This is a genomic window from Chryseobacterium mucoviscidosis (genome assembly GCF_002177115.1).
In the GTDB taxonomy this organism is placed as follows: domain Bacteria; phylum Bacteroidota; class Bacteroidia; order Flavobacteriales; family Weeksellaceae; genus Chryseobacterium; species Chryseobacterium mucoviscidosis.
In genome coordinates this window covers 1-23,476 of record NZ_MVAG01000128.1, presented here as the reverse complement: position 1 = coordinate 23,476, position 23,476 = coordinate 1, and the positions used below count along the sequence as shown (strand labels likewise).

Annotated in this window: 21 protein-coding genes; 19 read left to right on the top strand and 2 right to left on the bottom strand. The window is 32.7% G+C overall.

The features are described from left to right. Positions 1-32: 32 nt before the first annotated feature. Together B0E34_RS14785 and B0E34_RS14780 are read left to right on the top strand one after the other, a co-directional pair. Positions 33-1,601, top strand: a complete 1,569-nt coding sequence (locus tag B0E34_RS14785; RefSeq protein WP_087710664.1) for a type I restriction-modification system subunit M — start codon at positions 33-35, stop codon at positions 1,599-1,601. 42 nt (positions 1,602-1,643) lie between these two features. Continuing rightward, a complete protein-coding gene (locus B0E34_RS14780; protein ID WP_087710662.1) occupies positions 1,644-2,855 on the top strand; it encodes a restriction endonuclease subunit S in 1,212 nt (403 codons plus the stop codon). Positions 2,856-2,917: 62 nt separating this feature from the next. On the opposite strand, the gene B0E34_RS14775 is transcribed toward B0E34_RS14780, so the two are convergent. Next, positions 2,918-4,069: a restriction endonuclease subunit S gene (locus B0E34_RS14775; RefSeq protein WP_087710660.1), complete on the bottom strand. Its 1,152-nt coding sequence runs from the start codon at positions 4,067-4,069 to the stop codon at positions 2,918-2,920. Positions 4,070-4,184: 115 nt separating this feature from the next. Here B0E34_RS14775 and B0E34_RS14770 point away from each other — a divergent pair, with 115 nt between their 5' ends. The 12 genes from B0E34_RS14770 (at position 4,185) to B0E34_RS21360 (ending at position 19,531) form a co-directional block, all read left to right on the top strand. Continuing rightward, a complete protein-coding gene (locus B0E34_RS14770) occupies positions 4,185-5,111 on the top strand; it encodes a tyrosine-type recombinase/integrase (RefSeq protein ID WP_087710658.1) in 927 nt (308 codons plus the stop codon). Between the two features lie 100 nt (positions 5,112-5,211). Continuing rightward, on the top strand, positions 5,212-8,070 hold the full coding sequence (locus tag B0E34_RS14765; RefSeq protein ID WP_087710656.1) for a type I restriction endonuclease subunit R: 2,859 nt from the start codon (positions 5,212-5,214) through the stop codon (positions 8,068-8,070). Between the two features lie 34 nt (positions 8,071-8,104). Further along, entirely contained in the window at positions 8,105-10,558 is a 2,454-nt protein-coding gene (locus B0E34_RS14760; RefSeq protein ID WP_123956641.1) for a hypothetical protein, read from the top strand. Then, positions 10,551-13,178 carry an amidohydrolase family protein gene (locus tag B0E34_RS14755; protein WP_087710652.1) on the top strand — a complete coding sequence of 876 codons (2,628 nt, stop codon included), beginning with the start codon at positions 10,551-10,553 and terminating at the stop codon, positions 13,176-13,178. The genes B0E34_RS14760 and B0E34_RS14755 overlap by 8 nt, the downstream gene beginning before the upstream one ends. Before the next feature lie 7 nt (positions 13,179-13,185). Beyond that, entirely contained in the window at positions 13,186-13,482 is a 297-nt protein-coding gene (locus B0E34_RS14750) for a hypothetical protein (protein WP_087710650.1), read from the top strand. Between the two features lie 10 nt (positions 13,483-13,492). Next, complete coding sequence (locus B0E34_RS14745; protein ID WP_087710648.1) at positions 13,493-15,397, top strand: McrB family protein; 1,905 nt, start codon at positions 13,493-13,495, stop codon at positions 15,395-15,397. Position 15,398: 1 nt separating this feature from the next. Then, complete coding sequence (locus B0E34_RS14740; protein ID WP_087710646.1) at positions 15,399-16,637, top strand: McrC family protein; 1,239 nt, start codon at positions 15,399-15,401, stop codon at positions 16,635-16,637. A gap of 7 nt (positions 16,638-16,644) precedes the next feature. After that, the gene (locus tag B0E34_RS14735) at positions 16,645-17,406 is read left to right on the top strand and encodes a LytR/AlgR family response regulator transcription factor (protein ID WP_087710644.1); all 762 of its coding nucleotides are present in this window, start codon (positions 16,645-16,647) and stop codon (positions 17,404-17,406) included. Between the two features lie 129 nt (positions 17,407-17,535). Then, positions 17,536-18,582 carry an ATPase, T2SS/T4P/T4SS family gene (locus B0E34_RS14730; RefSeq protein ID WP_165762999.1) on the top strand — a complete coding sequence of 349 codons (1,047 nt, stop codon included), beginning with the start codon at positions 17,536-17,538 and terminating at the stop codon, positions 18,580-18,582. A 2-nt stretch (positions 18,583-18,584) separates the two neighbouring features. Further along, positions 18,585-19,121, top strand: coding sequence for a DUF7192 family protein (locus tag B0E34_RS14725; RefSeq protein ID WP_165762998.1), 537 nt, complete (start codon positions 18,585-18,587; stop codon positions 19,119-19,121). 13 nt (positions 19,122-19,134) lie between these two features. Then, positions 19,135-19,374: a DUF7192 family protein gene (locus B0E34_RS21365; protein ID WP_165762997.1), complete on the top strand. Its 240-nt coding sequence runs from the start codon at positions 19,135-19,137 to the stop codon at positions 19,372-19,374. Positions 19,375-19,390: 16 nt separating this feature from the next. Beyond that, a complete protein-coding gene (locus tag B0E34_RS21360) occupies positions 19,391-19,531 on the top strand; it encodes a hypothetical protein (RefSeq protein ID WP_165762996.1) in 141 nt (46 codons plus the stop codon). A 44-nt stretch (positions 19,532-19,575) separates the two neighbouring features. On the opposite strand, the gene B0E34_RS14720 is transcribed toward B0E34_RS21360, so the two are convergent. Beyond that, positions 19,576-19,932: a hypothetical protein gene (locus B0E34_RS14720; protein WP_087710642.1), complete on the bottom strand. Its 357-nt coding sequence runs from the start codon at positions 19,930-19,932 to the stop codon at positions 19,576-19,578. 171 nt (positions 19,933-20,103) lie between these two features. Here B0E34_RS14720 and B0E34_RS14715 point away from each other — a divergent pair, with 171 nt between their 5' ends. From B0E34_RS14715 to B0E34_RS14695, 5 genes are all read left to right on the top strand, one after another. Continuing rightward, positions 20,104-20,310, top strand: a complete 207-nt coding sequence (locus B0E34_RS14715) for a bacteriocin-like protein (protein ID WP_087710641.1) — start codon at positions 20,104-20,106, stop codon at positions 20,308-20,310. A 52-nt stretch (positions 20,311-20,362) separates the two neighbouring features. Further along, complete coding sequence (locus tag B0E34_RS14710) at positions 20,363-20,620, top strand: DUF1294 domain-containing protein (protein ID WP_087710639.1); 258 nt, start codon at positions 20,363-20,365, stop codon at positions 20,618-20,620. A 189-nt stretch (positions 20,621-20,809) separates the two neighbouring features. Further along, positions 20,810-22,615 carry a translational GTPase TypA gene (gene typA, locus B0E34_RS14705; RefSeq protein WP_087710637.1) on the top strand — a complete coding sequence of 602 codons (1,806 nt, stop codon included), beginning with the start codon at positions 20,810-20,812 and terminating at the stop codon, positions 22,613-22,615. Between the two features lie 88 nt (positions 22,616-22,703). Beyond that, positions 22,704-22,889, top strand: a complete 186-nt coding sequence (locus tag B0E34_RS14700; protein WP_076389849.1) for a hypothetical protein — start codon at positions 22,704-22,706, stop codon at positions 22,887-22,889. Further along, positions 22,877-23,173, top strand: coding sequence for a type II toxin-antitoxin system RelE/ParE family toxin (locus tag B0E34_RS14695; protein ID WP_076389851.1), 297 nt, complete (start codon positions 22,877-22,879; stop codon positions 23,171-23,173). The genes B0E34_RS14700 and B0E34_RS14695 overlap by 13 nt, the downstream gene beginning before the upstream one ends. The last annotated feature ends 303 nt before the right edge of the window (positions 23,174-23,476 follow it).

Sequence of the window (23,476 nt, the reverse complement as noted above, 5' to 3'; positions counted from 1 at the left end):
AATATCTTTAACGTTTTTAATTAAGGATAACCATGTCAGAAGAACAGAAACGTCAGTTGCAGCAGCAGCTTTGGAATATAGCGAATACTTTACGAGGGAAAATGGATGCGGACGAATTCCGGGATTATATTTTAGGATTTATTTTCTATAAATATCTTTCAGAGAAAATTCACTTTACAGCGAATAAAATTTTGCTGGATTCGGGAGAGGATATTGATTATAATGATGTGGATGAAAACACGGAAGAAGGGAAGGAAATTGTAGAAGCCATTTATGAAGAAGTGGTTGAAGATTTGGGATATTTCCTGAAACCTTCGGAACTTTTCAGTAATATTGCCAAAAAAGGACATCAGAAGCAGGAAGGGAAATCTAATTTTATTCTGGCTGAACTTACAAAAATCCTTAATAATATTGAGCAATCCACATTAGGGACAAACAGTGAAGATGATTTTGAAGGACTTTTTGATGATTTGGATCTGACTTCGGCAAAATTAGGAAGGACAGAAGACGAGAAAAATACTTTAATCTCCAAAGTGCTGTATCATTTGGATGATATTGATTTCAATTTATCAGATACCAATGCCGATGTTTTAGGAGATGCTTATGAATATCTGATTGCCCAGTTTGCCAGCGGAGCAGGGAAGAAGGCGGGGGAATTCTACACTCCGCAACAGGTTTCTACCATTTTGGCGAGAATTGTGACCAGTAGAAAAGCACAGTTAAAATCTGTATATGACCCGACCTGCGGAAGCGGTTCGTTGCTTTTGCGTGTTGCGCGTGAAGCAAAAGTAAGTGATTTCTACGGTCAGGAAATGAACCGTACGACGTATAACTTAGCGAGAATGAATATGATTCTTCACGGGGTCAATTACAGCAATTTTGACATCCGTCAGGAAGATACGCTTGAAAAACCTCAACATTTAGATAAAACCTTTGATGCCATTGTCGCCAATCCGCCTTTCTCTGCAAAATGGAGTGCGAATGAACTGCATCTTTTGGATGAAAGATTTTCACAATATGGAAAATTAGCACCGTCTTCAAAAGCAGATTTTGCGTTTATCCAGCATATGATCCATCATCTGGATGAAAACGGAATTATGGCTGTCGTAATGCCTCACGGCGTTCTGTTCCGTGGTGCAGCCGAATTGGTGATTAGAAAATATCTGATTAAAGAAAAGAATTATCTGGATGCTGTGATCGGTTTACCTGCCAATATTTTCTACGGTACAAGTATTCCTACGTGTATTTTAGTGTTTAAGAAATGCCGTGAAGCGGATGAAGATATTCTGTTTGTAGATGCAAGCAAAGAATTTGAAAAGCAGAAAAATCAAAATGTGTTGCTTAATGCTCATATCAATAAAATTGTTGATACTTACCAAAACCGTACGGTAACTGAAAAGTTCAGTCATAAAGCGACATTGCAGGAAGTGGCTGAAAATGATTACAATCTTAATATTCCTCGTTATGTAGATACTTTTGAGGAAGAGGATGAGATTGATATTCAGGCGGTAATGGCTGAAATTAAGGAGCTTGAAGCAAAGCGTTCTCAACTGGATTCTGAAATTGAAGTTTATTTGAAAGAATTGGGTCTTGTTTTTTAAGTATCCTTAATTCTTTTACTAACGAATAATAATATAACTGAGATGACAGAAGAAAATAAAAATGTGAAGAATTTTCCTACCGGAGGATATTTTGAGATTCCTAGACTTAGATTTCCTGAATTTACAGGAGTTTGGGAGAATAAACGATTAGGAGAATTATTGGAATTCAAAAATGGTATTAACGCTTCTAAAGAACAATACGGTTCTGGTATAAAGTTCATTAACGTCTTAGATATTCTATCTAATGACTTTATTACATATGATAATATTGTTGGCAAAGTTAATGTCGATGAGTTGATTGTTGAGAAATTTTCAGTAAGTTATGGAGATATTCTTTTTCAGAGAAGTTCGGAAACTAGAGAAGAAGTTGGGACTGCTAATGTCTATTTAGATAAAAACAAAAATGCCACATTTGGAGGTTTTGTAATTAGAGGAAAAAAAATTGGAGAATATAATCCAGTGTTTTTTAATAAACTTCTTAAAACCAATTCAGCGAGAGAAAATATAACTTCTAAATCTGGAGGAAGTACAAGATTTAATGTCGGACAAGAGATATTAAGTTCAGTAAATTTATATTTTCCTAATCTTTCCGAACAAGATAAAATTGCTTCATTTTTATTGTTTGTTGATGAAAGAATTCAAACTCAAAGGAAAATAATTGAACAAATAAAAACCCTAATGAAAGGGAGTCTTGAACAAATATTTTCGCAGAAATTGAGATTTAAAGATGAAAATGGAAATCATTTTTCTGACTGGAGAGTTGAATATTTAGGCAATGTTTCTACTATTACTACAGGTTCTTCAAATAGGGCAGATTCCATCTTAGACGGAGATTATACATTTTTCGATAGGTCGCAAGATATTCGAACCAGTTCGCAATATCTATTTGATAAAGAAGCTATTATTATTCCTGGAGAAGGTCAAGAGTTTATACCTAAATATTTTGTTGGAAAATTTGATTTACATCAAAGGACATATGCTATTTTTGACTTTTTAAATATCAATGGTAAATTTCTTTACTATCAAATATTAAGCGATGATAGACATTTGCAATCGCAAGCTGTTGGCTCAACAGTGAAGTCACTAAGATTACCAATGTTTCAATCAATGCCAATAAAATTGCCATCTTTAAAGGAGCAAATTAAAATAGTCAATTTCCTATCTTCTATTCAAGAAAAAATAGAAACTGAAAAACAAATTTTAGAAAAGTTAGAACTTCAGAAAAAATTTCTTTTGTCTAATTTGTTTGTTTGATAAAAAATAAGTCTTGACAAGGTTTAAAACCTTGTCAAGACTCTTCTGGAAATCCCAATCTCTTAAACAAAAAGATTTTGTAATAAATATTTTTTCTGATTTTCGTATTGAGTTAGTAACTCGTTTTCTAAGTTTATTTTTTCATCAAGCTTTGATAAGAAAATAGCCACCTTATTTTGTATAGCTAAACTTGGAATTGTAATTTTTAGATTCAATAAAGTATTTTCGTGAATTCGTTTGCTTCCAGAACCGCTAGCTATATCTTCTAACTTTTTATAAAATGATTCTCTTGAAAAAAAATAAAATAGATACTTAGCATTAACTATATCTTCGTTAATATCTAAAGCTGGAACATCTGCGGATGATAAAAAACCATCATACTTATCAGGAATTATTGCAAAAGCTCCATTAAATAGGTTTTGTTTACCATAGATGAATTGTCCTTTTTTTCTAATAAAATAGTTTGTTGCGCCTAATGATAATGAATCTGAATTTTCATTTTTATGAACACCCTTTAAATGTAGTTTTACAGTTAACAATTTTTCTTTATCAATAATATTAGGCTTTATTTTGTTTGGAATTTTTAAGAAGTCACTTAAAAGAATTGTATTTAAATCTGATAGATTTTGCTTAAATAATTTTTTAACTATAAAATTCTTTTGCGTTATTAAGCCCTCAATTATTTTCTTTTGTGATAATATTCTTTGGCTAATAAGATTCAGAAAATCACCAATTTTCTTTTGCTCTTCTAATTTTGGAATAGCAATTTGAATTTTTCCTAAATCACTTGAATTTATTGCAGGATAGCTTGTTCCCGTACACCTTTCTATAACTTTATCTACAAAGTTCTGATTGTGTAAATACTGAAAGATAAATTGTGAATTTTCTTTTGTTCTAATTTGTGCATAACCAGTTGAAGCAACAAAATCTCCATCTTTATCAAAAAAAAGGTTGTTTTTTTGATAAGGTCTAACCATTTGAAATAGAATGTCATTTTTAATTAATATTCTTTGAGCTCTACTTGGAGCTTCTTCTTTTAAAACTGTATTTTCTTTTTGTAAACTTCCATCTACAACACTTTCTAAATCAATATAGATAAATGTATTTGGCAAACTTTCGTTTTTGGGGTTTATATCACAAACATTTCCCAATTTCTTTTCCTCCCATTCCCCTTCAAACCCCAGGAATCGCAAATTAGGAAAACCAGAGTTCAATTTTCCCCAAATACATTAGGGAGAAAATTATCCCTTAATTCTTTGTAGAGGAGATAATTTCTAATCATCATTAACTTTAGGATTTTAAATAATAAATATTAAAACCAAAAAAATTATGACAAGAAAGAAAACATTTGCAGAAATCGCTGAACTGTGGAAGAATGACAAAAAGCTGTATGTGAAAAAATCAACCTTTTCGGCTTATGTGCTGTTGCTTGAAAATCATTTACTGCCTGTATTTAAAGATTACTCTGAGATTGAGGATGAAGAGGTACAGAAATTTGTGTTTCAAAAACTCGAACAGGGCTTAAGCCAGAAAAGCATCAAAGACATCCTGATTGTTTTGAAAATGGTATTGAAGTTCGGAGCAAAGAATAAATGGATTGAGTTTATCAATTTCGATGTGCAGTATCCCACAGTTCGCGAAACTCACACGATTGAAGTGTTAAGCAGAACGCATCAGAAAAAAGTGATGAACTATATTCAGGAGCATTTTACCTTTAGAAATCTGGGGGTCTACATCTGCCTTTGTTCGGGAATGCGCATTGGGGAAATCTGTGCCCTGACCTGGGAAGATATTGATACGGACAACGGAATTATCAACATCCGCAAAACGATTCAGCGAATTTATGTGATTGATGGGGGAGAAAGAAGAACGGAACTTTTGATTGATTCTCCTAAAACAAAAAATTCGATCCGTGAAATCCCGATCAGCAGAGATTTGCTGAGAATGCTGAAACCGTTTAAGAAAATTGTAAATCCTGCTTTTTATGTACTGACCAACGATTCTAAACCTACAGAACCCAGAACCTACCGAAGCTATTACAAAAACCTGATGCGCTATCTGGAAATTCCGGATATTAAATTCCACGGTTTGAGACACAGTTTTGCCACAAGATGCATTGAAAGCAAATGCGACTATAAAACCGTCAGTGTTTTGCTCGGTCATTCCAATATAAGTACAACTCTGAACTTGTACGTTCATCCCAATCTGGAACAGAAGAAAAAAGCCATCGACCAGATGTTTAAAGCGCTAAAATAGTTGCAGTTGTCTCCGATTATTTCTTACATTTGGGAAAACTAAAACAACTTTGTCAAAGTTTAAGGACTTTGACAAAGTTTTTAACCAAAACTCAGTACGAATGTCAAGCCAGCCGGAATATATTTTAGAGCAGAAATTAGTAGAACAGTTACAGCAGTTAGGACATAAAAAAGTGATGATTCGCAGCGAAGCGGATCTTATCAGAAACCTAAAAACCCAGCTCGAAGTTCACAATAAAAAAACATTTTCAGAAAAGGAGTTTGAAAAAATCCTTAATCATCTTTCTAAAGGAAATGTTTTTGAAAAGGCTAAAACGTTACGGGATAAATTTCATTTTATAAAAGACGACGGAACTTCAGAATGGATTGAATTCATCAGTCAGGATCACTGGTGCCAGAATCAGTTTCAGGTCACGAATCAGGTGGCACAGGAAGGGAATTTTAAAAACCGGTATGATGTAACCATTCTCATCAACGGATTACCTTTGGTACAGATTGAATTGAAACGCCGCGGTCTGGAAATGAAAGAGGCGTTTAATCAAATCAACCGTTATCATCATCAGTCTTTCAATTCCGGAAGTGGATTGTTTAATTATGTTCAGTTGTTTATCATCAGTAACGGTGTCAATACAAAATATTATTCCAACAACGCAAAACAGACATTTAAGCAGACTTTCTTCTGGTCGGATGAACACAACAATAACATCACGCAGCTCGACCAATTTGCACCTGCATTTTTAGAGCCTTGTCATATTGCCAAAATGATCACCAAGTATATTGTTCTGAATGAAACGAATAAGATACTGATGGTTTTAAGACCTTATCAATATTACGCGGTTGAGAAAATTGTTGACAGGGTAAGAAATACGGATAAAAACGGTTTTATCTGGCATACAACAGGCTCAGGAAAAACACTGACTTCTTTTAAAGCAAGCCAGATCCTGAAAGAAATTCCGAAAGTGGAAAAAGTTGTTTTTGTGGTGGATAGAAAAGATTTGGATTATCAGACTCAAAAAGAATTTGATGCTTTTGAAAAAGGAAGTGTGGATGCTACGGAAAATACAGCACACCTGGTTAAACAACTTTCCGATAATACTAAACTTATTGTAACGACTTTACAGAAGTTAAATACGGCAATTACCAAAGAAAAGCACGGCAATAAAATTGACAAGCTGAAAGATAAAAAGGTGGTTTTCATTTTTGATGAGTGTCACAGAAGTCAGTTTGGAGATACGCATCAGAACATTAAAAAATACTTTAAAAATGCCCAAATGATAGGCTTTACAGGAACTCCGATTTCTGAAGTGAATTCAATTGGGAAAATAGACGGCGCTCCGGCAACAACGAATAGACTTTTTGAAGACTGTCTGCATAAGTATGTGATTACAGATGCTATCCGTGATGATAATGTTCTGAAGTTTTCTGTGGAATATGTGGGAAGATACAAGGAAAAAGAAGGAAGCAATACGTATATTGACACGGATGTTGAAGCTATAGATACACAGGAACTTCTTGAAAGCCCGAAACGTCTTGAAAAGATTGCAGATTATCTCATCGCAGAATATGGAAGAAAAACGCATAACGGTACTTTTAATGCAATGTTCTGTGTAAGCAGTATTGATGTTTTACAGAAATATTATGATCTTTTTCAGAAGAAAAAAGAGGAAAACAGGCATAACTTGAAAATTGCTACTATTTTCAGCTATGGAACCAATGAAGAGTCTAAAGATGCTACCGGAATTTACGAGGAACCGGAGTTAGGAATGGTCGCAGAACCACAGGCACAATATGGAGATTCTCACAGCAGAAATGTGTTGGAAAGATATATTGGTCATTACAATGAAATGTTTGGAACCAATTTTACGACCAAAGACAGCCAGAGTTTTTACAATTATTACAACGACATTGCCAAAAGAGTCCGCAGTAAAGAAATTGATTTAATTATCGTAGTGAATATGTTTCTGACGGGATTTGACAGTCCGCAACTGAATACTTTATTTGTGGATAAAAATCTGAAATATCATGGATTGATACAGGCATTTTCACGTACCAACAGATTATTGGGCGAAAAGAAATCTCAAGGAAACATTGTCTGTTTCCGTAATCTGAAGTCTGCAACCGATGATGCGGTGACTTTGTTTTCCAATAAAGAAGCGATTCAGGAAATTATCATTCTGCCGATTGAAGATTATATTGAGCTTTTCAATTCAGCTTTGAACAGTTTAAAGATGGTTGCTCCTGAAATAGACAGTGTCAACAGTTATCAAACCGAACAGGAAAAGTTTGAATTCATTACTGCTTTCCGTGAAGTTATGCGCGTTTTGAATGTATTGAAATCATTTGCAGATTTTGATTTCAATAAGCTGGAAATAACTGAATATGAGTTTGAAGGATACAAAAGTAAATATCTTGATTTGTGGATTGAAAGAGATAAGTCACCTGAAAAAGGGAAGGACAGCATTCTCGATGATGTTGATTTTGAGCTGGAACTGATTCATCGTGATGAAATCAATGTAAGTTATATTCTCTCACTTTTAGCCAATCTTACCGATTCAAATCTAAAAGGTGATAAATTAGAAAAAAAGAAAAAAGAAATCCGGGATATCCTTTCCGGCGATGCAAAACTCCGAAGTAAAAAAGAACTGATCGAAAAGTTCATCGAAGAAAACCTTCCTCATATTTCTGACGGAGACAATGTGAATGAAGAGTTTGAAAAATACTGGAACAAAGAAAAAAACTTGGCTTTCGAAAAAATAGCAACCGAAGAATCTTTAAACAAAGACCGTTTCAGAGATGCTATTGATGATTTTCTTTTTACTTCCAAAACTCCCAAAATAAGTGACACGCTAAAGTTGCTGGAGATAAAACCAAAACTTACTGAACGTAATAATATCGGAAGAAGAATTATTCAGAAGGTGCAGGATTTTGTGGAGGTGTTTATTGATGGGGTGGCGAGTTAAGAATTTAAAAAATAAACAAAAAAAACTAATACATATGAGTGATAAAGCCATTTTAGAAATTAATCTAAATGAAGAATACAAGATAAAAATTGAAAAAGGAAATCAGTTTGAAGAGTCAATTTTTCATGAGGTATATAAAGAAGCATTAAAAAATGTTATTGAAATAGTTAGGCACTATTATTCTCACAAAGATTCAAAGTATGATGATTTTAATAATATTATTGCATTTACTGGAGAAAGAGGAAAAGGCAAATCCTCATCAATGATTTCATTTCGTGATGCTTTAGTTAATAAAGAATGTGATGATAACAGAGTTTTTTTTGAGAGACAGAATGATCCTGAGCAATATTTAAAAGATAAATCTTTTGCAGAAATTGAAATTATTGATCCTTCATTATTCAGAGGAGGTGAAAGTCTTTTTGAGATTATTTTAGCAAAAATGTTCAGAAAATTTCAAAATAGAATAAATGAAATGGATTGCAAAATTGATCAAACTCACAAGAGAGAATTAATACAGCATTTTCAGAAAACTTTTCAAAATTTACAGATTATAAATTCTGATCGAAAGGACATATTTAAGAAAGATTCTATTGAAGCTCTAAGTAAATTGGCAATAAGCAGTAATCTGAAAGAAGATTTTGATAAACTTGTCGATTACTATTTAGAGCATTTTGATAAAAAAAACTTTTTAATTATAGCGATTGACGACTTTGATGTGAATATTGAGAATGCATATAAAATGCTTGAGGATATTCGACAATTTCTTATCCAGCCAAAGGTTATATTGTTAATTTCTTGTAAATTAGAGCAATTGAGTGAAGCGCTAATGATTCATTATAAAAACATAAAAATAGAGAATCAAGAGGATAAAGCAAAAAGATATATTGACAAATTGGTTCCTTTTAGTAGACGTATTTTTTTGCCCGAGGTAAAGAAATTAGAAGATATTGAATTTAAGATACTTAATGATAAAGAATTGGTGTTTAATAATATTACAGGCAACTTTAATGAGTTAATGATAAAATTAATCTTTGAAAAATTAAATCTAATTCAAACCAATAATATTTTAAATAGCAATTTTATTTTTCCCAATACTATACGAGAAACACAAAATTTTATTAATACACTTTTAAATGTCCCAAACAATCAAAAATTAAGAAAATATATAATTAGTGAAGTTTATTTATTGGATATTAAATTCATAAATATTTTGGACGATTTAGAAAATGTATCGGATGATCTTTTTATGATAACTGTTTTAAGAAAACTTCTTAGATTAAATCGTGAGTACATAGTAAGAAGGAGAATTACAGAAGCTTATACAAAATTATCTAATGCTAGTATTAAAACTACGATCTCTTTAGGTGATATTTACTTTCTTCTTGAAGAGTTTGAGAAAAATATTAATTTAGAAGATTATGACAGTTTAAAATTTCTTGATCTTTTTAAATTATATTTTTCTTTGAGGTTATTAAATTTTAAGGGCGAACTAAATACTTTAGAAATAACAAAATATGGTTTTGTTAATAAGTACATGAATATTTTACCTAAAGAAAAAGGTTTAAAATCTCGAGATTTTCTACAATTTTTCGGCACATTAGATTGGAACTACGATTTTCTAAGAGAAGAAGAAGTATTTATTTTAGGTATGTTTGTTTTCTATCTTGGAGAAGGGAATGAAGACTATAGACATAAATTAGATAAAGATATATTTGTTGAACGCTATACACGCGGAATACTTTCTCCCTTTGCAATATGGCATAATGTTAACAACATAAAAACTTTGTCTATAATTCTTAATTTTAGTACTGAAGGAAAATTTGTTAAGCTAAATGAAGAATGGTTTAAAAATTCTTTATTCATAAAACAGCTTTATAATCCTTCTTTTACACTAAAAATATTTGAATATATCGGTGAATTCAGGCTTAAAATTGTCAAAGATTCTTTACCAGATAATTATTTCGATACTGTATGCTTACTTTTTGTTTATGGTATTATATACTCTTTAGAAAAACTTGAAGACTTATATAAATTGGAAGGATTGGTTAAAGATTTCACTAACTTTCCAATAATAAATGAAATGCTGAAATATTTTAATCAACAAATATATTTCAATAAGAAGATAAATGAATTAAATGATAAATACAAACTGAATTTAGAATATGATGAAAATAGTTTTATCACGGATGAATTAAAACATGTAATGAATGAAATATATGATTCATCAATTGAAGAAACAACTGATGAACTATCAATAAATACAAAAAGATATTTATCTGATTTATATAATGAGATTAATAAAACGAAAAAATTTACTAGTCGATTCTTAAATTATCGAATAGAAAGATTAAAAGATTTTCCTGGGACTGAAAAAATAATTGATTACTTTGAAGAAATAAAATGGAAATTTAATGAAGAAGATGATAACTTATTCAATGAATATAAAGAGGAGTTAAAAATCTATCTAAAAAACTTAATTAATGGATAATCTTCGTAAATCTATACGGTTATTATTTTCAGATTATTGTTCTGATTTTATTTTATCACAAAAAGATCCAGATAAATATATTGCTGTAAATAATTTTATTGAAAAAGGTTTTAGAATTTTTGACCATTATTCTATTGATGAAATATATAATATATATAACAAACTCGACTCAGATTGGTTTCACGATGTTCATCAGGAAAAAAACAAGAACTATTTCCATATTCTGAATCACTTTACTTCCAAAGTTTTAGTTGAACAGGATTTAGAACCGTTTGTTGTATATGAGCATTTACTAAAATGGCGCGATTTATCCTACTATATTGGAGAGGATATACTTACTACTTCTTTTTACGCTTGTTTGGATAACAGATCTCAGCGTAAAAGAGATTTTTTTGCATGGAGACCAACAGCATTCTCGGATAATAAAAGACTTCATCAGTTACTTAAAAAGGGGTTAGCCGAAAACCATTTTCATTTAAAAGGTTCGGGACCAGTTTTCGATCTAAGTTGGATCAATATAATGAATCATCCAATTTCTTTTGAAAAAGCATTCGAGGATCTGAAAAAAGAAATAAGTCTACTAACAAAAACTTCTAATGCTTCACAAAGTCCAAAAAAAGAACTCAAAGTACTTGTTTATAAAGCAGCTTATATAAGATATGAATTATTTAGATTTGTAAATAAAATCGATCAAGAGAAGCAATTTATCATAGATATTTCACAAGAAAGTAACTTTTCTGATTCTTTTGATTTATTGATGAATTTATATCAACTTTCGAACAATATTGAAGTGTTAAGGTTTGATCTCGGGCATCAGTTTGAATATAGAGGAAATGTTGAAATTATTGATTATGCAATTCCTAAAAATATTCATATACAGAATCTTGAGAAGTCTTATGTATTCTATGGAGAGAGAAAACTGCTTTATGAATGTTTTAAGCTAATATATTCAGATAATAAAGAGTTTAAATCATATATTCATTTATTTCATGCGTATTTATTAATTAAAGCGCAGTTTAGAGCTGAACTCATTCAGGTTAATGATAAAGTAGGATTTGGTAATTTTTCTATGTATCAGGATAGAAAAGAGTTTTTCTTACCTGATGATTCTATATATCATACTGCTTTTATGAATTTGGCAGTGCATGATACAAAATCGCATAGTGAAATTAGTTCTTTTGAGCTAAGAGTGGCTCCAAAGGATGATGTAATGAAATTAAAATCGAGTTTAGAAGGATATAACAAAGCGTTAGATAATCAAGTTATCTTATCAAAACAACTGATTCGTTCATTATCTGGTGATGGTAATAGATTTGATTTAAAGAAACATAAAATATTTTACACCATACATTACATTAAAACAGGAGAGACAAAAGAATATTCTGACTTATCACAAGAAATACTATGCAGGCATCATCATTTAAGATTAGAGGTTAAGAAACAATCGATAGCCATAAGTCAATTGCGGGAAAGCTATTCGGAAGTGTCAGATTTAATTCGTGGAATAGATGCTGCTTCTAGTGAATTCAAAGCTAGTCCTGAAGTTTTTGCGCAAGGATTTAGATATTTAAAGAATCATAAACTAAAAGGACAATTTAATCATTTGAAAAATAAATTGGAGGAAGCTAAGATTTACGCAACTTATCATGCGGGAGAGGATTTTTATGATTTAGTTGATGGTTTAAGAGCAATTGATGAATGTATTCGATTTTTGAATCTTTCTCAAGGAGACAGAATCGGACATGCTTTAGCTTTGGGAATTGATGTAAAGGAATATTATAACTTTAAACAATTGAAATTGATGTTACCAAAACAAATTGTTTTGGATAATATTGTTTGGTTGTTAGCTAAGATTAGAAAATTTGGTATTGGCATTCACCGAAACGAAGTCAATAGACTTGAAAAATTATATGAGAATCTCTTTTATGAGTTATATACTGCAAATTTTGGTAAAGGAAGCTTATTAGAACAAAAATACATTCATCATACAACTTATTTTGATGCTTGGAAACTAAGAGGTGATGATCCTTATTTATATTTAAGCGATTTAAAAAATGATATTTACAACAAACTGAATATAACTTATTGGGAAAGATGCCGTATTAATGAAGAATATCCGAAAAATAAAAACATTCGAGATAATATTGATATAAAAGCATTGTATCAGGAATATCATTTCAATCCCAAAATAAAAAAGGCAGGATCGCAGATAAAACAGTTTGAAATTTCTCATGCTTACATGGAATTGGTAGAAGCTGTACAATTTAACATGATGCATGAGCTTAAAAACAAAAATATCGCTATTGAAACAAACCCAACATCAAATTATTTGATTGGAACTTTCAGGAGATATGCGAAACACCCAATTACAAAATTCTTCAATTTGGGATTAGAGTTAGATCATGAGAAAATTAGAAATTGTCCTCAGCTTTCAGTTTCTATCAATACTGATGATCAAGGTATTTTTTCAACCTCATTAGAAAATGAATTTGCATTAATGGCTATAGCCTTAGAAAAAGAGAAAGATGAAAATGGTAATCTCAAATATAATTCCTCAATGATTTATGAATGGTTGGAAAGAGTTAGATTGATGGGAATTGGACAGAGTTTTAATAACTAATGATATTATGGTTACAAAAATAACTCCTGAAATAAGTTGCATAGACTTTCTTTTACTAATAAATAATATTTCTACATTCAAAAGTAAAACAGGAAATCTCTATACAATTGTTTCTTTAGATGGTTATAACTTAAGCTTTATCAGAGAGTCAACAAATGTTGAATGTGAGATGGATTTGAGAAAAGTTCATCTGGCTTACGTAGAACTGAGTGATTTTAAAACGATCAGTTTTAAACCCTATGTTCCAAGAAGGCAATCGCCAGCTTTGGGACTTCTTTTGAGCTTAAAATTATTAAAGAATTAAAAAAAACATTATGTACCAAGAATTACAAACCCAAGTCTTCAATTGGCTCAAAGAAAAACACAATAGAGATAATAACTTTACTTTTTCTGTTCGCCAAAAAGCCAATAAGGGTGCTGAACTTAATTATTTTATTGGCACTGAAAAATCAAAATACTTTTCAACAACTTTTTGGTATGTACCTGTTGCGTATCCAGGTTCATCAAGTGATTTAATGAATCTTGTTTTTACGGTTACAAAACATAAAAAAATTGAATTTCATTTTCAGTTTAACCAAACAAAAAGTCCGCACGACAATCAAAACAAATATGCTTTAGAGTTAATAGAAAGTATAAAACCTCTTTTTAAAGGCATATTTCCGAATGAATATTTTGCTCCAGATACAAATAAAATGGAATTGTTTGCAGGATATTCAAATCCTATTTATAACAATTTTGATGAGCTAAAAAATGATTTAGAGACTTTCTTGGATAAAGTTATTCCGATAGTAGACCAGCAGATAGCATTGTTCAAATCAAAATATCAAGATTTTACTGCCGATAGATATACAGTCGAAGAGCAAAAAAATATGTTTACCAAGATGGAAGAAAGGTTTAAGAAGTATAAAATCATTGAAGATCTTACAGAAGAATTGGAAGAAGAAGAGGAATTGATAATGGTTGACTCTGAAATTGATTATAATTTCCCTCTCAATCAAATTCTTTATGGCCCCCCTGGAACAGGCAAAACTTACAATACGGTTAATAAAGCTATAAGTATTGCCAATCCTGAATTTAATCTAAATCAGAAAAGAGAATTTATAAAGGCAGAATATGATCGATTGGTTGAAGCGGGACAAATTATGTTTACTACCTTTCATCCAAGTATGAGCTACGAAGATTTTATAGAAGGGATAAAGCCACAAATTGAAGAAGATACTGATGAAAATAAAACTGTAATCTATGAAATTAAGCATGGTGTTTTTAAATACATTGCTGAAGTTGCTTCTAACACTTATTTTTATGTAGGACAAAATATTGAAGGATATAAAATAGTTAATATAGGCACAGAATTGATTCAACTAAAAAAGCCGAATGCTGGTTCTATTGTACCCATCCCAAAATATCTTATTGATGAATTATATAATTTAGTTTTAAATAATATAATTACTATAAATGATATTAAAAATAAAAATGTAATAGGTAAAATGTCAAATATGACAGAAAAATATATTATTAACGGTTATCCCAATATATTTTCACGGTTAGTACAAGTACAAGTTGATAATAATAAACATCATCAAAATTATGTCCTCATCATCGACGAAATCAACCGCGGCAATGTCTCTCAGATTTTTGGTGAACTTATTACACTCATAGAAGAAAGCAAACGCATCGGGAACGAGGAAGAATTAAAAGTTACTTTACCATACAGTAAAAAAGAATTCGGAGTACCATCCAATCTGTACATCATCGGCACAATGAACACCGCAGACCGGAGTGTAGAAGCTTTAGATACAGCTTTAAGAAGACGTTTCAGTTTTGTTGAAATGATGCCGGATTTGAAAGTTGTTGAAGAAAGACAGTTTTCAGATTTTCCTAGAGTTGAAGTAATGCAGAAGATCAATCAGAGAATAGAACTGCTTTTAGATAAGAATTATACTTTAGGACATTCTTATTTTCTGAAAGATAATTTCAGGTCATCCTTCAAAAATGAGATTATCCCTTTGCTACAGGAATATTTCTACAACGATTGCGGCAAGATAGGTTTGATTTTAGGAAAAGGTTTTGTAAGAGAAAAAGAAATTTCTAAAGCTAATCAGCACAATGTATTTGCAGATTTTGATACAAGAAACGAAATTGAAATCATAAAGTCTTATGAACTGATTCCGTTTGAGGATATTGAATTTAATTCAGCAATAGAATCCTTATTGGTATAGAATGTTTAGGAAAGAGTCAATTCAGGTTTTTGAACACAGCTTCTTACCCATTGGAGAAAATGGTTTTGAAAAACGTCATTTTGTAGCGTTATCAAAAATTAACGCCCTACACAATTATCAATATTTTGATTTGAAACATAATGGAGTAGTGTTCAAACAGTTTGTCGGAGTTATCCAGGCAGATAATCTCACAATAGAGATTCTCCCAAAGATAGACCGTTACGAATCTGAAGATCAGGAAAACAAAACAAAGTGGCAAAAGGTATTAATAGAAATGTTGCGTGTTACCAAAAAACTGAAAATTCAGCAGGCCGGTCAGGCAAATGTTTCCAGACAATCTATTCATCTCTTAGATATTTACTTTGAATGGTTTCTAAATGAAGTGCAATTGCTCATTCATCAGGGTTTAATCAAACAATATTACAAAGAGAAAGGAAACGTAAAAGCATTGAAAGGAAAACTCGAATTTGCAGGTCATATTCAGAAAAATCTTGTGCATAAAGAAAGGTTTTATACCACGCATCAGGTGTATGATAAAGACCATTTAATTCACCAGATTTTAGGGCAGACTTTGGGAATTATCGCAACGTTATCTAAAGGAAATAGTCTGTACGGCAAATGCAAAACCATACAGCTTGATTTTCCGGAGGTGAAAAGTATTCAGGCAAACGAAAACACATTTAGTAAAATTCCTAAATCGAGAAAGACCGCACCTTATGAAACGGCATTATACATAGCACGGTTAATTATTCTGAATTATGCACCCAACGTTTGCGGCGGTTCTGAAAATATGCTGGCTTTATTGTTTGATATGAATAATCTTTGGGAAGAATATATTCTGGTTCGATTAAAACAAGCCTGCCAGAATAAAGACATACAAGTATACGGACAAAATTCTACAGGTTTTTGGAACGGGATAACCATCCGTCCGGATATTGTTCTGGAAAAAAAAATCAATGATACAGAGAAAGAGGTTTTAGTTATTGATACCAAATGGAAAAATATTGAGCAGTCTCAGCCATCAACACATGATTTAAGGCAGATGTATGTATACAATGAATTTTGGAAATCAACCAGAGCAATGCTTTTATACCCATCACAGATAACATCTTTACATTCAGAACGATTCATCTTGTTTGATGATAATAAACACTCCTGCTCATTAGGTAAAGTTTCAATTTTTGATGCTGATACGCTTGATGCCTTGATCGGAGAAAAAATATTAAATTTATTTAATTAGCCATAGAATGTCTATTCAATACCACATCGCCATTCTGGAAGATAACCCCAAACAACTGGAAAAACTGGAGCTGTATCTTCAGCATATTCCCAATGTTCAGATTGTTTTAAAAAGCAGAAGTTCAGATCATTTCTTTCAGGAACTTAAAACGATAAAGCCGGATATTTTACTGGCAGATCTGGATCTTGGCAACGACAGCATGACGGGAATGGAAGTGGCGCAGGAAATCAGGATTCCGGTGTTCTTTGAAAGTGTTAATACCAGAGAATACATCGAAGATATTGAGAATCTCAAGCGCGATTCCGGGATTTGTGTAGATCATATTACCAAGCCTTTTACGGAAGAAAAATTTGTTAAAAGTTTCAAAAGATTCTTACAGGAAGTGTATTTGTTTTCTAGTCTTCAATATGTTTATCTGGATTTTAATAAAACAAAAAGAAACAGGGTTCTGATTGATGATATCGTCTATTTAAGCGCAGATAAGTCTTCTGGCTCGGAATCCAACAACAAGCAGATTCATTTCATTAACCGGAAAACGGAGAATCTTATTGATTTTTCCTTTTCGAAAATGGAGGATAAAGGACTGATGAAAAGCCAGTTTATAACGATTCATAAATCTTTCAGAGTCAATAAAAAATACATTCAGTGCTATCATAAAAAAGATGAGCACGTAGAAATCATTGTATTTGATGAAAAAAACAAGACAAAATGTCATTACCTGCCTGTGTCAGAAAATTATCAGAATGACATAAAAAAACTTTTGGGCTAACCGCTCTTATTCCTCAAAAAAAAGCTTTTGTTCCTGCGTTTCCGATGATGTTTTCCGGAAACGCATTTTTTTGTTTTCCGGATGTTTTTTTGATAGATCTATCATATAACAACTAATTTAAAAACAATTATGGAAATTAAAAGAAGTCACAGAACTTCAAAATTTGCTTTTCAGAAAAATGGTAACAGTATTCTTGAAAATTATTTGCATCAGGATCTTGATCTTATTAAAAGGAAGGTGGAAGATGATATCAGGCTTAATCTTAAAAAAGAGATAAGACAAATGCTGAGTTCTCAGTCAGGTAGAGCAAATGCTGTAATTAAAAAGCTACAGATGTTGATCTCTCAATTACAGGAAGAAAATAATCTATTAAAGCAAAAGGCGGATCAGCTGGATACAAGAATAGATAAGATGAAAAATTACAGAAATGTAAGCATCAGAGTTATTGATCATGATAGAGTTAAAGATTTGGGTGCACAGCACTTCCAGTTTGAAAAACTATTGAAATATCTGCAGACTAAGCATAACATTTTTTTGGTTGGATCTGCAGGTTCCGGCAAAACTACTGCGGCAGCTAATGTTGCCAAAGCTTTGAATCTGGAATTTTACTTTACGGGGGCTATTACCAGTGAACATAAGTTAGCAGGTTTTACAGATGCTCGCGGAAGAGTGGTAAATACTGATTTCAGAAGAGCTTACAAAGATGGCGGGCTTTTCCTTTTTGATGAAATTGATGCGAGTTTTCCTCAGGCTCTGCTAGCTTTCAATGCTGCCCTGGCAAATGACTTTATGGACTTTCCGGATGGCAGAATCTATAAGAATAAAAATTTTTACTGCGTAGCGGCTGCCAATACTTTTGGGACAGGAGCGGACCGCCAGTACATAGGAAGAAATCAGTTAGATGCAGCGAGTCTGGATCGTTTCATTACGATAAACTGGGAAATTGATGAAGATCTGGAATATGAAATGGCTAAAAATCATAGCTGGGTAAGCCATGTGCAGAAAGTAAGAAGAGCTGTACAGAAAGTAGGTGATAGGGTCGTGATAAGTCCAAGAGCTTCTATACAAGGAGCAGACCTTCTGAAAATGAATATAGCATGGGAAGAAGTAGAGCAGGCTGTTTTATGGAAAGGGATAGATAAATCCAGAATACAAATGATTAAAAACAATATCTGATCATGAATAAGTATTTAAGGTTTGATAACCTGCATGACTTTTGGAGTTGTGCTTTCAGAGAAAGCACAGCATATATAAAAAGCTCAAGAGAAGCGTCTTCAGACTGGTATGGGGGAGCAGGTTGGCAGGAAGCGAAAAACTTAGCGATATGCGGATGGACAGACGTTCTGGAGGAAATAAGTAAGATCCGCGTGAACCTTTTGGAGACTATTACCGGAAAAATGGAAATACGCCTGCCGGAATATGGTATTGCTGGAGGTGTGATTGATGTCGGGGAATATCTTTGCGGATCTCCGGAATACTTTATAAAATCTGTTCCGGCAGAATATGAAAATCAGGGAAAGATTATAAGAGTGGTCTGCTCTATTGCCTGCTCAGCTGGCATTTCTCCTGAAGTAATCATAAAGAAAGGAGCTGTTATTTGTGCATTAATAGATGCATTGGAAATGTTAGGATACCGATGTGAAGTGATTGCTAATTCTACCTGTTCTTTTTACTCCTCAAGATTTGAAGTAGATGTATGCATAAAAAAAAGCTAATCAGACCCTTAATATGGCTGAAACAGTTTTTTGTCTGGCACATCCGGCGATGTTCAGACGCATGATGTTTTCTGTTAAAGAACAGGAAGGATGGTCTGACTATGCTTATGCCTATGGATATCCTGCGGATGCTAAGGACAAAGGTGATCTGTATATCAACAAAATATTCAGCCGGGAAGTTGTTAATTCAAAGGCTATTGAATGTGTAATATCACAATTAAAAAAACTTGGTGTAACAATTAATTATAACTAATTAAAATTTTTAAGCAATGAAAAAGAAAATCACTCCTGCACAAAACAGTGCTAACTTGAAAAATCCTAACAAAGGAACAAATGGTACGAACCGCCAATATGATCAGAATCAGGGAAACAGAGGGAAACAAATGAGTAATAAACAAAAGAAGGCATAATAATCAGATCCGGTAATTGCCGGACTTTTTAAATTATTAAGGAATTAGTTCAACACCTCCGATCCAAAAATCCTCACACAGTATTCACTTCCCAGAAATCTCGGATCACCATATTTTTCAGACCAGAAACCATCCAGAATATCTTTGCTGATGCAGCGGTAAACTGCCACACCCTTGTAGATTTTCAGATCTTCACCTTCATAGCGGAAATTAATAACCAGAATTCCGTCTTTATAAAATCCTATACCAGTTTGGATATGATCTCCAATCATCCACTCAGCAATGATGCGTTGGTTTTCGTCGAGGGATAAGGTGAGAATCCCATAATAAGAAACTTCCGCAGACTCTTCCTGATTACTTCCCTGAATAGAATAGCTTCCTGCTAAATCCTGTACTGTCATTTAATTTAATTAATCATACAAATGTAAATTAATATGAGATTTTACAGAGGATTCTTTACAATTATTTAGAATAAATCTGCTAAGGATATTTTTTATTCAATAAGTGTTGAAATATTTTGCAGATCTAATGTTTTTTTATATTTTTATCTCTCAAACTATAAAAAATATATCATGAAAAATCTAAAAAAGGTTTCTAGAAATGCGATGAAATCTATTCAGGGAGGTATCATTAAAGGTATGGTAAGATGTAAAGATCCAAATACATGCGTTGTTCAATGGGGATGGGGTGGAGGATCATCAAGTAACTGCGGTACTTTTGATATTATTTGTGGAGAAGCTCCTCCGCAGGATCCTTGCGAATATACTTTATGTATATAAAAAATATTTAAAGGAGTGTTTATTAACACTCTTTTTTATTTTAGATTTGCCAATGTTTTATTTTTTAACAGCCATCAATCTTTTTACCTTTATTATTTATGGAGCCGACAAGAGAAAAGCAGAAAAACACCGGCGGAGAATTTCCGAAAATGCACTTTTGGCGATTTCTTTTTTGGGTGGAACTGTCGGAGCTTTACTGGCAATGATCTTCTTTAGACATAAAATTTCGAAGACTTCATTTGTATTAAAATTCGGATGCATTGTTTTATTACAGGCTGTTTTCATTTACCTTTTTGAAAAATATTCATAGGATTGATGGTTAAAAATTTAATCAATTATTCAAAATTTTATGTCCGGAAATATTCAATAAATGCTTTAATGATAATAGTTTAAGAAACTCGCTCCGTTTAATGTACTCATTATGAATTTGTTAATTAACAAAAGTTATTGATGCATATTTCATTAAAAATCACTATTTTTGCACCCGTAAAAATCTTATATGCAAAACATTAGAAATATTGCGATTATCGCACACGTTGACCACGGTAAGACGACCTTGGTTGATAAGATCATCCACGCAACCAATATTTTCAGAGAAAATCAGGAGAGTGGGGAGTTAATTATGGATAATAACGATCTTGAAAGAGAAAGAGGGATCACGATCTTATCCAAGAATATTTCTGTTACTTATAAAGACACGAAAATTAACGTAATTGATACACCGGGGCACGCCGATTTCGGAGGAGAGGTAGAAAGAGTACTGAAAATGGCAGACGGAGTTATTTTGTTGGTGGATGCGTTTGAAGGACCAATGCCACAGACAAGATTCGTACTTCAGAAAGCTTTGGAACTTGGTTTAAGACCTTTGGTGGTAATCAATAAAGTAGATAAGCCAAACTGCCGTCCGGATGAGGTTCACGATCAGGTATTCGATCTTTTCTTCAACTTGGATGCAACTGAAGAGCAGTTGGATTTCCCAACGTTCTACGGTTCTTCTAAACAGGGATGGTTCAACACTTCATTAGAGCAGACTGAAGATATTTTACCTTTACTGGATGGTATTTTACAGTATGTTCCTGCACCGAAAGTTACAGAAGGTAACCTTCAGATGCAGATTACTTCTCTGGATTATTCTTCTTTCTTAGGAAGAATTGCGATCGGAAAAGTAACGAGAGGCGAAATCAAAGAATCTCAGTGGATCGGTCTTGCTCAGGCAGACGGAAAAATAGCAAAAGGAAAAGTAAAAGAACTATACGTTTTCGAAGGTTTAGGAAAGAAAAAAGTAACTGAAGTTCAGGCAGGAGATATCTGTGCTGTGGTAGGTTTCGACGCTTTCCAGATTGGAGATTCTTTCGTAGATCTTGAAAATCCTGAACCATTGGAAAGAACGGCAATTGACGAGCCTACGCTGAATATGACGTTCTCCATCAACAATTCACCTTTCTTCGGGAAAGACGGTAAATATGTAACGTCTAATCACTTAAAAGAAAGATTAACCAAAGAATTAGAGAAAAACTTAGCATTAAGAGTTCAGCAGACTGATGATGCAAACACGTTCCTTGTTTTCGGTAGAGGTATTCTTCACTTATCAGTTCTTATTGAAACCATGAGAAGAGAAGGGTACGAAATGACGATCGGTCAACCACAGGTTATCCTTAGAGAAATCGACGGAGTAAGCTGCGAACCTTACGAATCTTTGGTAGTAGACGTTCCTGAAGAATATGCTTCAAGAGTAATCGACCTTGCTACCCAGAGAAAAGGAGACCTTCACATCATGGAAACCAAAGGGGAGATGCAGCACATGGAATTCGAAATTCCTTCAAGAGGTTTGATCGGATTGCGTTCTCAGATGTTAACAGCGACTGCGGGAGAAGCGATTATGGCACACCGTTTCACAGAATACAAGCCTTTCAAAGGAGCTATTCCGGGAAGAAACAATGGTGTGTTGATCAGCAAAACACAAGGTCCGGCTACAGAATATTCCATCAACAAACTACAGGACAGAGGTAAGTTCTTCGTAGATCCGGGAGAGGAAATCTACGCAGGAATGATCATCGGTGAACAGAACAAACCGGGTGACCTTGTGGTAAACATCGTGGAAGCGAAGCAGTTAAACAACATGAGAGCAGCAGGTAAAGATAAAGATACAGGAGTTGCTCCGAAAATCTTATTCTCTCTTGAAGAATGTATGGAATATATTCAGGGTGATGAAGCCATTGAGGTAACTCCGAACTTCATCCGTATGAGAAAGAAATTACTTTCTGAAGAAGACAGAAAAAAAGTGGAAAGAGCAGCTAAAGCTTAATTCAGTTTTTATAATAATAAAGCTCCGGTTTTTCGGAGCTTTTTTTGTTTTAAATTTACTAATTTAGCATTAGCAAAATAGTAAGAACATGACAATTACTAAAGAAAAACTCCATAGACAGATTGATGAATTTCCGGATGAGATCAGTATTGATGAAGTAATAGAAAGATTAATTATGATCGAAAAACTGGAAATCAGAAAAAAAGAATCTGAAGATAATGAAACCATTAGTGAGGATGAGCTTAAAAATGAAATAGACAAATGGTTCAGATAAAATGGCTGAAATCTGCAAAAAATGATTTGAAAGAAATTTATGACTTCGTTAGTTTAGATTCTAAAAGATATGCGAAGTTTCAAATTGAAAAAATTCAGAATAAAACAGAAATTTTAAAGACAGGAAATATTGTCGGGAAAAAAGTTTCCGAGTTGGATGATGAAAACATCAGAGAAATCTTCGAAGGAAACTACAGAATCATTTATCGTATAGTTTCTCCGGAGGAAATTCACATTATCCTGATTCATCACGGTGCAAGAAATTTACACAATAGAGCAAAGTGATTTAAAAGAATAAGTATATCTTACATTTTCTATTTTACAATAACATTCAATAGGGGCAGACTTTAGTCAGCTTTCAGCATTATTCCTTTAGACTGGCTTTGGTCAAATGGGAAAAAGAGTACATAAGTTAAAAGAATCAAAGATTTTTCTCTTTGCAGACTTTTGAAATACCTTAAATAAATCCAATAAAGTCTTTTGTCTCTTTTGCGGTAAAATTTAAAATAAGTTTAAACATCCTATGTTACTTTCCAAATTTTAAAAGTTAATTTTTTTCTTTTTTTAAATATAATTTGGTTGATATTT

What these genes read in the sequence shown, in the direction of transcription:
- typA (WP_087710637.1), top strand. Translation starts at nt 20,810, where the DNA reads ATGCAAAACATTAGAAATATTGCGATTATCGCACACGTTGACCACGGT.
- B0E34_RS21365 (WP_165762997.1), top strand. Translation starts at nt 19,135, where the DNA reads ATGGCTGAAACAGTTTTTTGTCTGGCACATCCGGCGATGTTCAGACGC.
- B0E34_RS14710 (WP_087710639.1), top strand. Translation starts at nt 20,363, where the DNA reads ATGTTTTATTTTTTAACAGCCATCAATCTTTTTACCTTTATTATTTAT.
- B0E34_RS14735 (WP_087710644.1), top strand. Translation starts at nt 16,645, where the DNA reads ATGTCTATTCAATACCACATCGCCATTCTGGAAGATAACCCCAAACAA.
- B0E34_RS14695 (WP_076389851.1), top strand. Translation starts at nt 22,877, where the DNA reads ATGGTTCAGATAAAATGGCTGAAATCTGCAAAAAATGATTTGAAAGAA.
- B0E34_RS14700 (WP_076389849.1), top strand. Translation starts at nt 22,704, where the DNA reads ATGACAATTACTAAAGAAAAACTCCATAGACAGATTGATGAATTTCCG.
- B0E34_RS14785 (WP_087710664.1), top strand. Translation starts at nt 33, where the DNA reads ATGTCAGAAGAACAGAAACGTCAGTTGCAGCAGCAGCTTTGGAATATA.
- B0E34_RS14715 (WP_087710641.1), top strand. Translation starts at nt 20,104, where the DNA reads ATGAAAAATCTAAAAAAGGTTTCTAGAAATGCGATGAAATCTATTCAG.
- B0E34_RS14760 (WP_123956641.1), top strand. Translation starts at nt 8,105, where the DNA reads ATGAGTGATAAAGCCATTTTAGAAATTAATCTAAATGAAGAATACAAG.
- B0E34_RS14750 (WP_087710650.1), top strand. Translation starts at nt 13,186, where the DNA reads ATGGTTACAAAAATAACTCCTGAAATAAGTTGCATAGACTTTCTTTTA.
- B0E34_RS14740 (WP_087710646.1), top strand. Translation starts at nt 15,399, where the DNA reads ATGTTTAGGAAAGAGTCAATTCAGGTTTTTGAACACAGCTTCTTACCC.
- B0E34_RS21360 (WP_165762996.1), top strand. Translation starts at nt 19,391, where the DNA reads ATGAAAAAGAAAATCACTCCTGCACAAAACAGTGCTAACTTGAAAAAT.
- B0E34_RS14730 (WP_165762999.1), top strand. Translation starts at nt 17,536, where the DNA reads ATGGAAATTAAAAGAAGTCACAGAACTTCAAAATTTGCTTTTCAGAAA.
- B0E34_RS14770 (WP_087710658.1), top strand. Translation starts at nt 4,185, where the DNA reads ATGACAAGAAAGAAAACATTTGCAGAAATCGCTGAACTGTGGAAGAAT.
- B0E34_RS14765 (WP_087710656.1), top strand. Translation starts at nt 5,212, where the DNA reads ATGTCAAGCCAGCCGGAATATATTTTAGAGCAGAAATTAGTAGAACAG.
- B0E34_RS14780 (WP_087710662.1), top strand. Translation starts at nt 1,644, where the DNA reads ATGACAGAAGAAAATAAAAATGTGAAGAATTTTCCTACCGGAGGATAT.
- B0E34_RS14725 (WP_165762998.1), top strand. Translation starts at nt 18,585, where the DNA reads ATGAATAAGTATTTAAGGTTTGATAACCTGCATGACTTTTGGAGTTGT.
- B0E34_RS14755 (WP_087710652.1), top strand. Translation starts at nt 10,551, where the DNA reads ATGGATAATCTTCGTAAATCTATACGGTTATTATTTTCAGATTATTGT.
- B0E34_RS14720 (WP_087710642.1), bottom strand. Translation starts at nt 19,932, where the DNA reads ATGACAGTACAGGATTTAGCAGGAAGCTATTCTATTCAGGGAAGTAAT.
- B0E34_RS14745 (WP_087710648.1), top strand. Translation starts at nt 13,493, where the DNA reads ATGTACCAAGAATTACAAACCCAAGTCTTCAATTGGCTCAAAGAAAAA.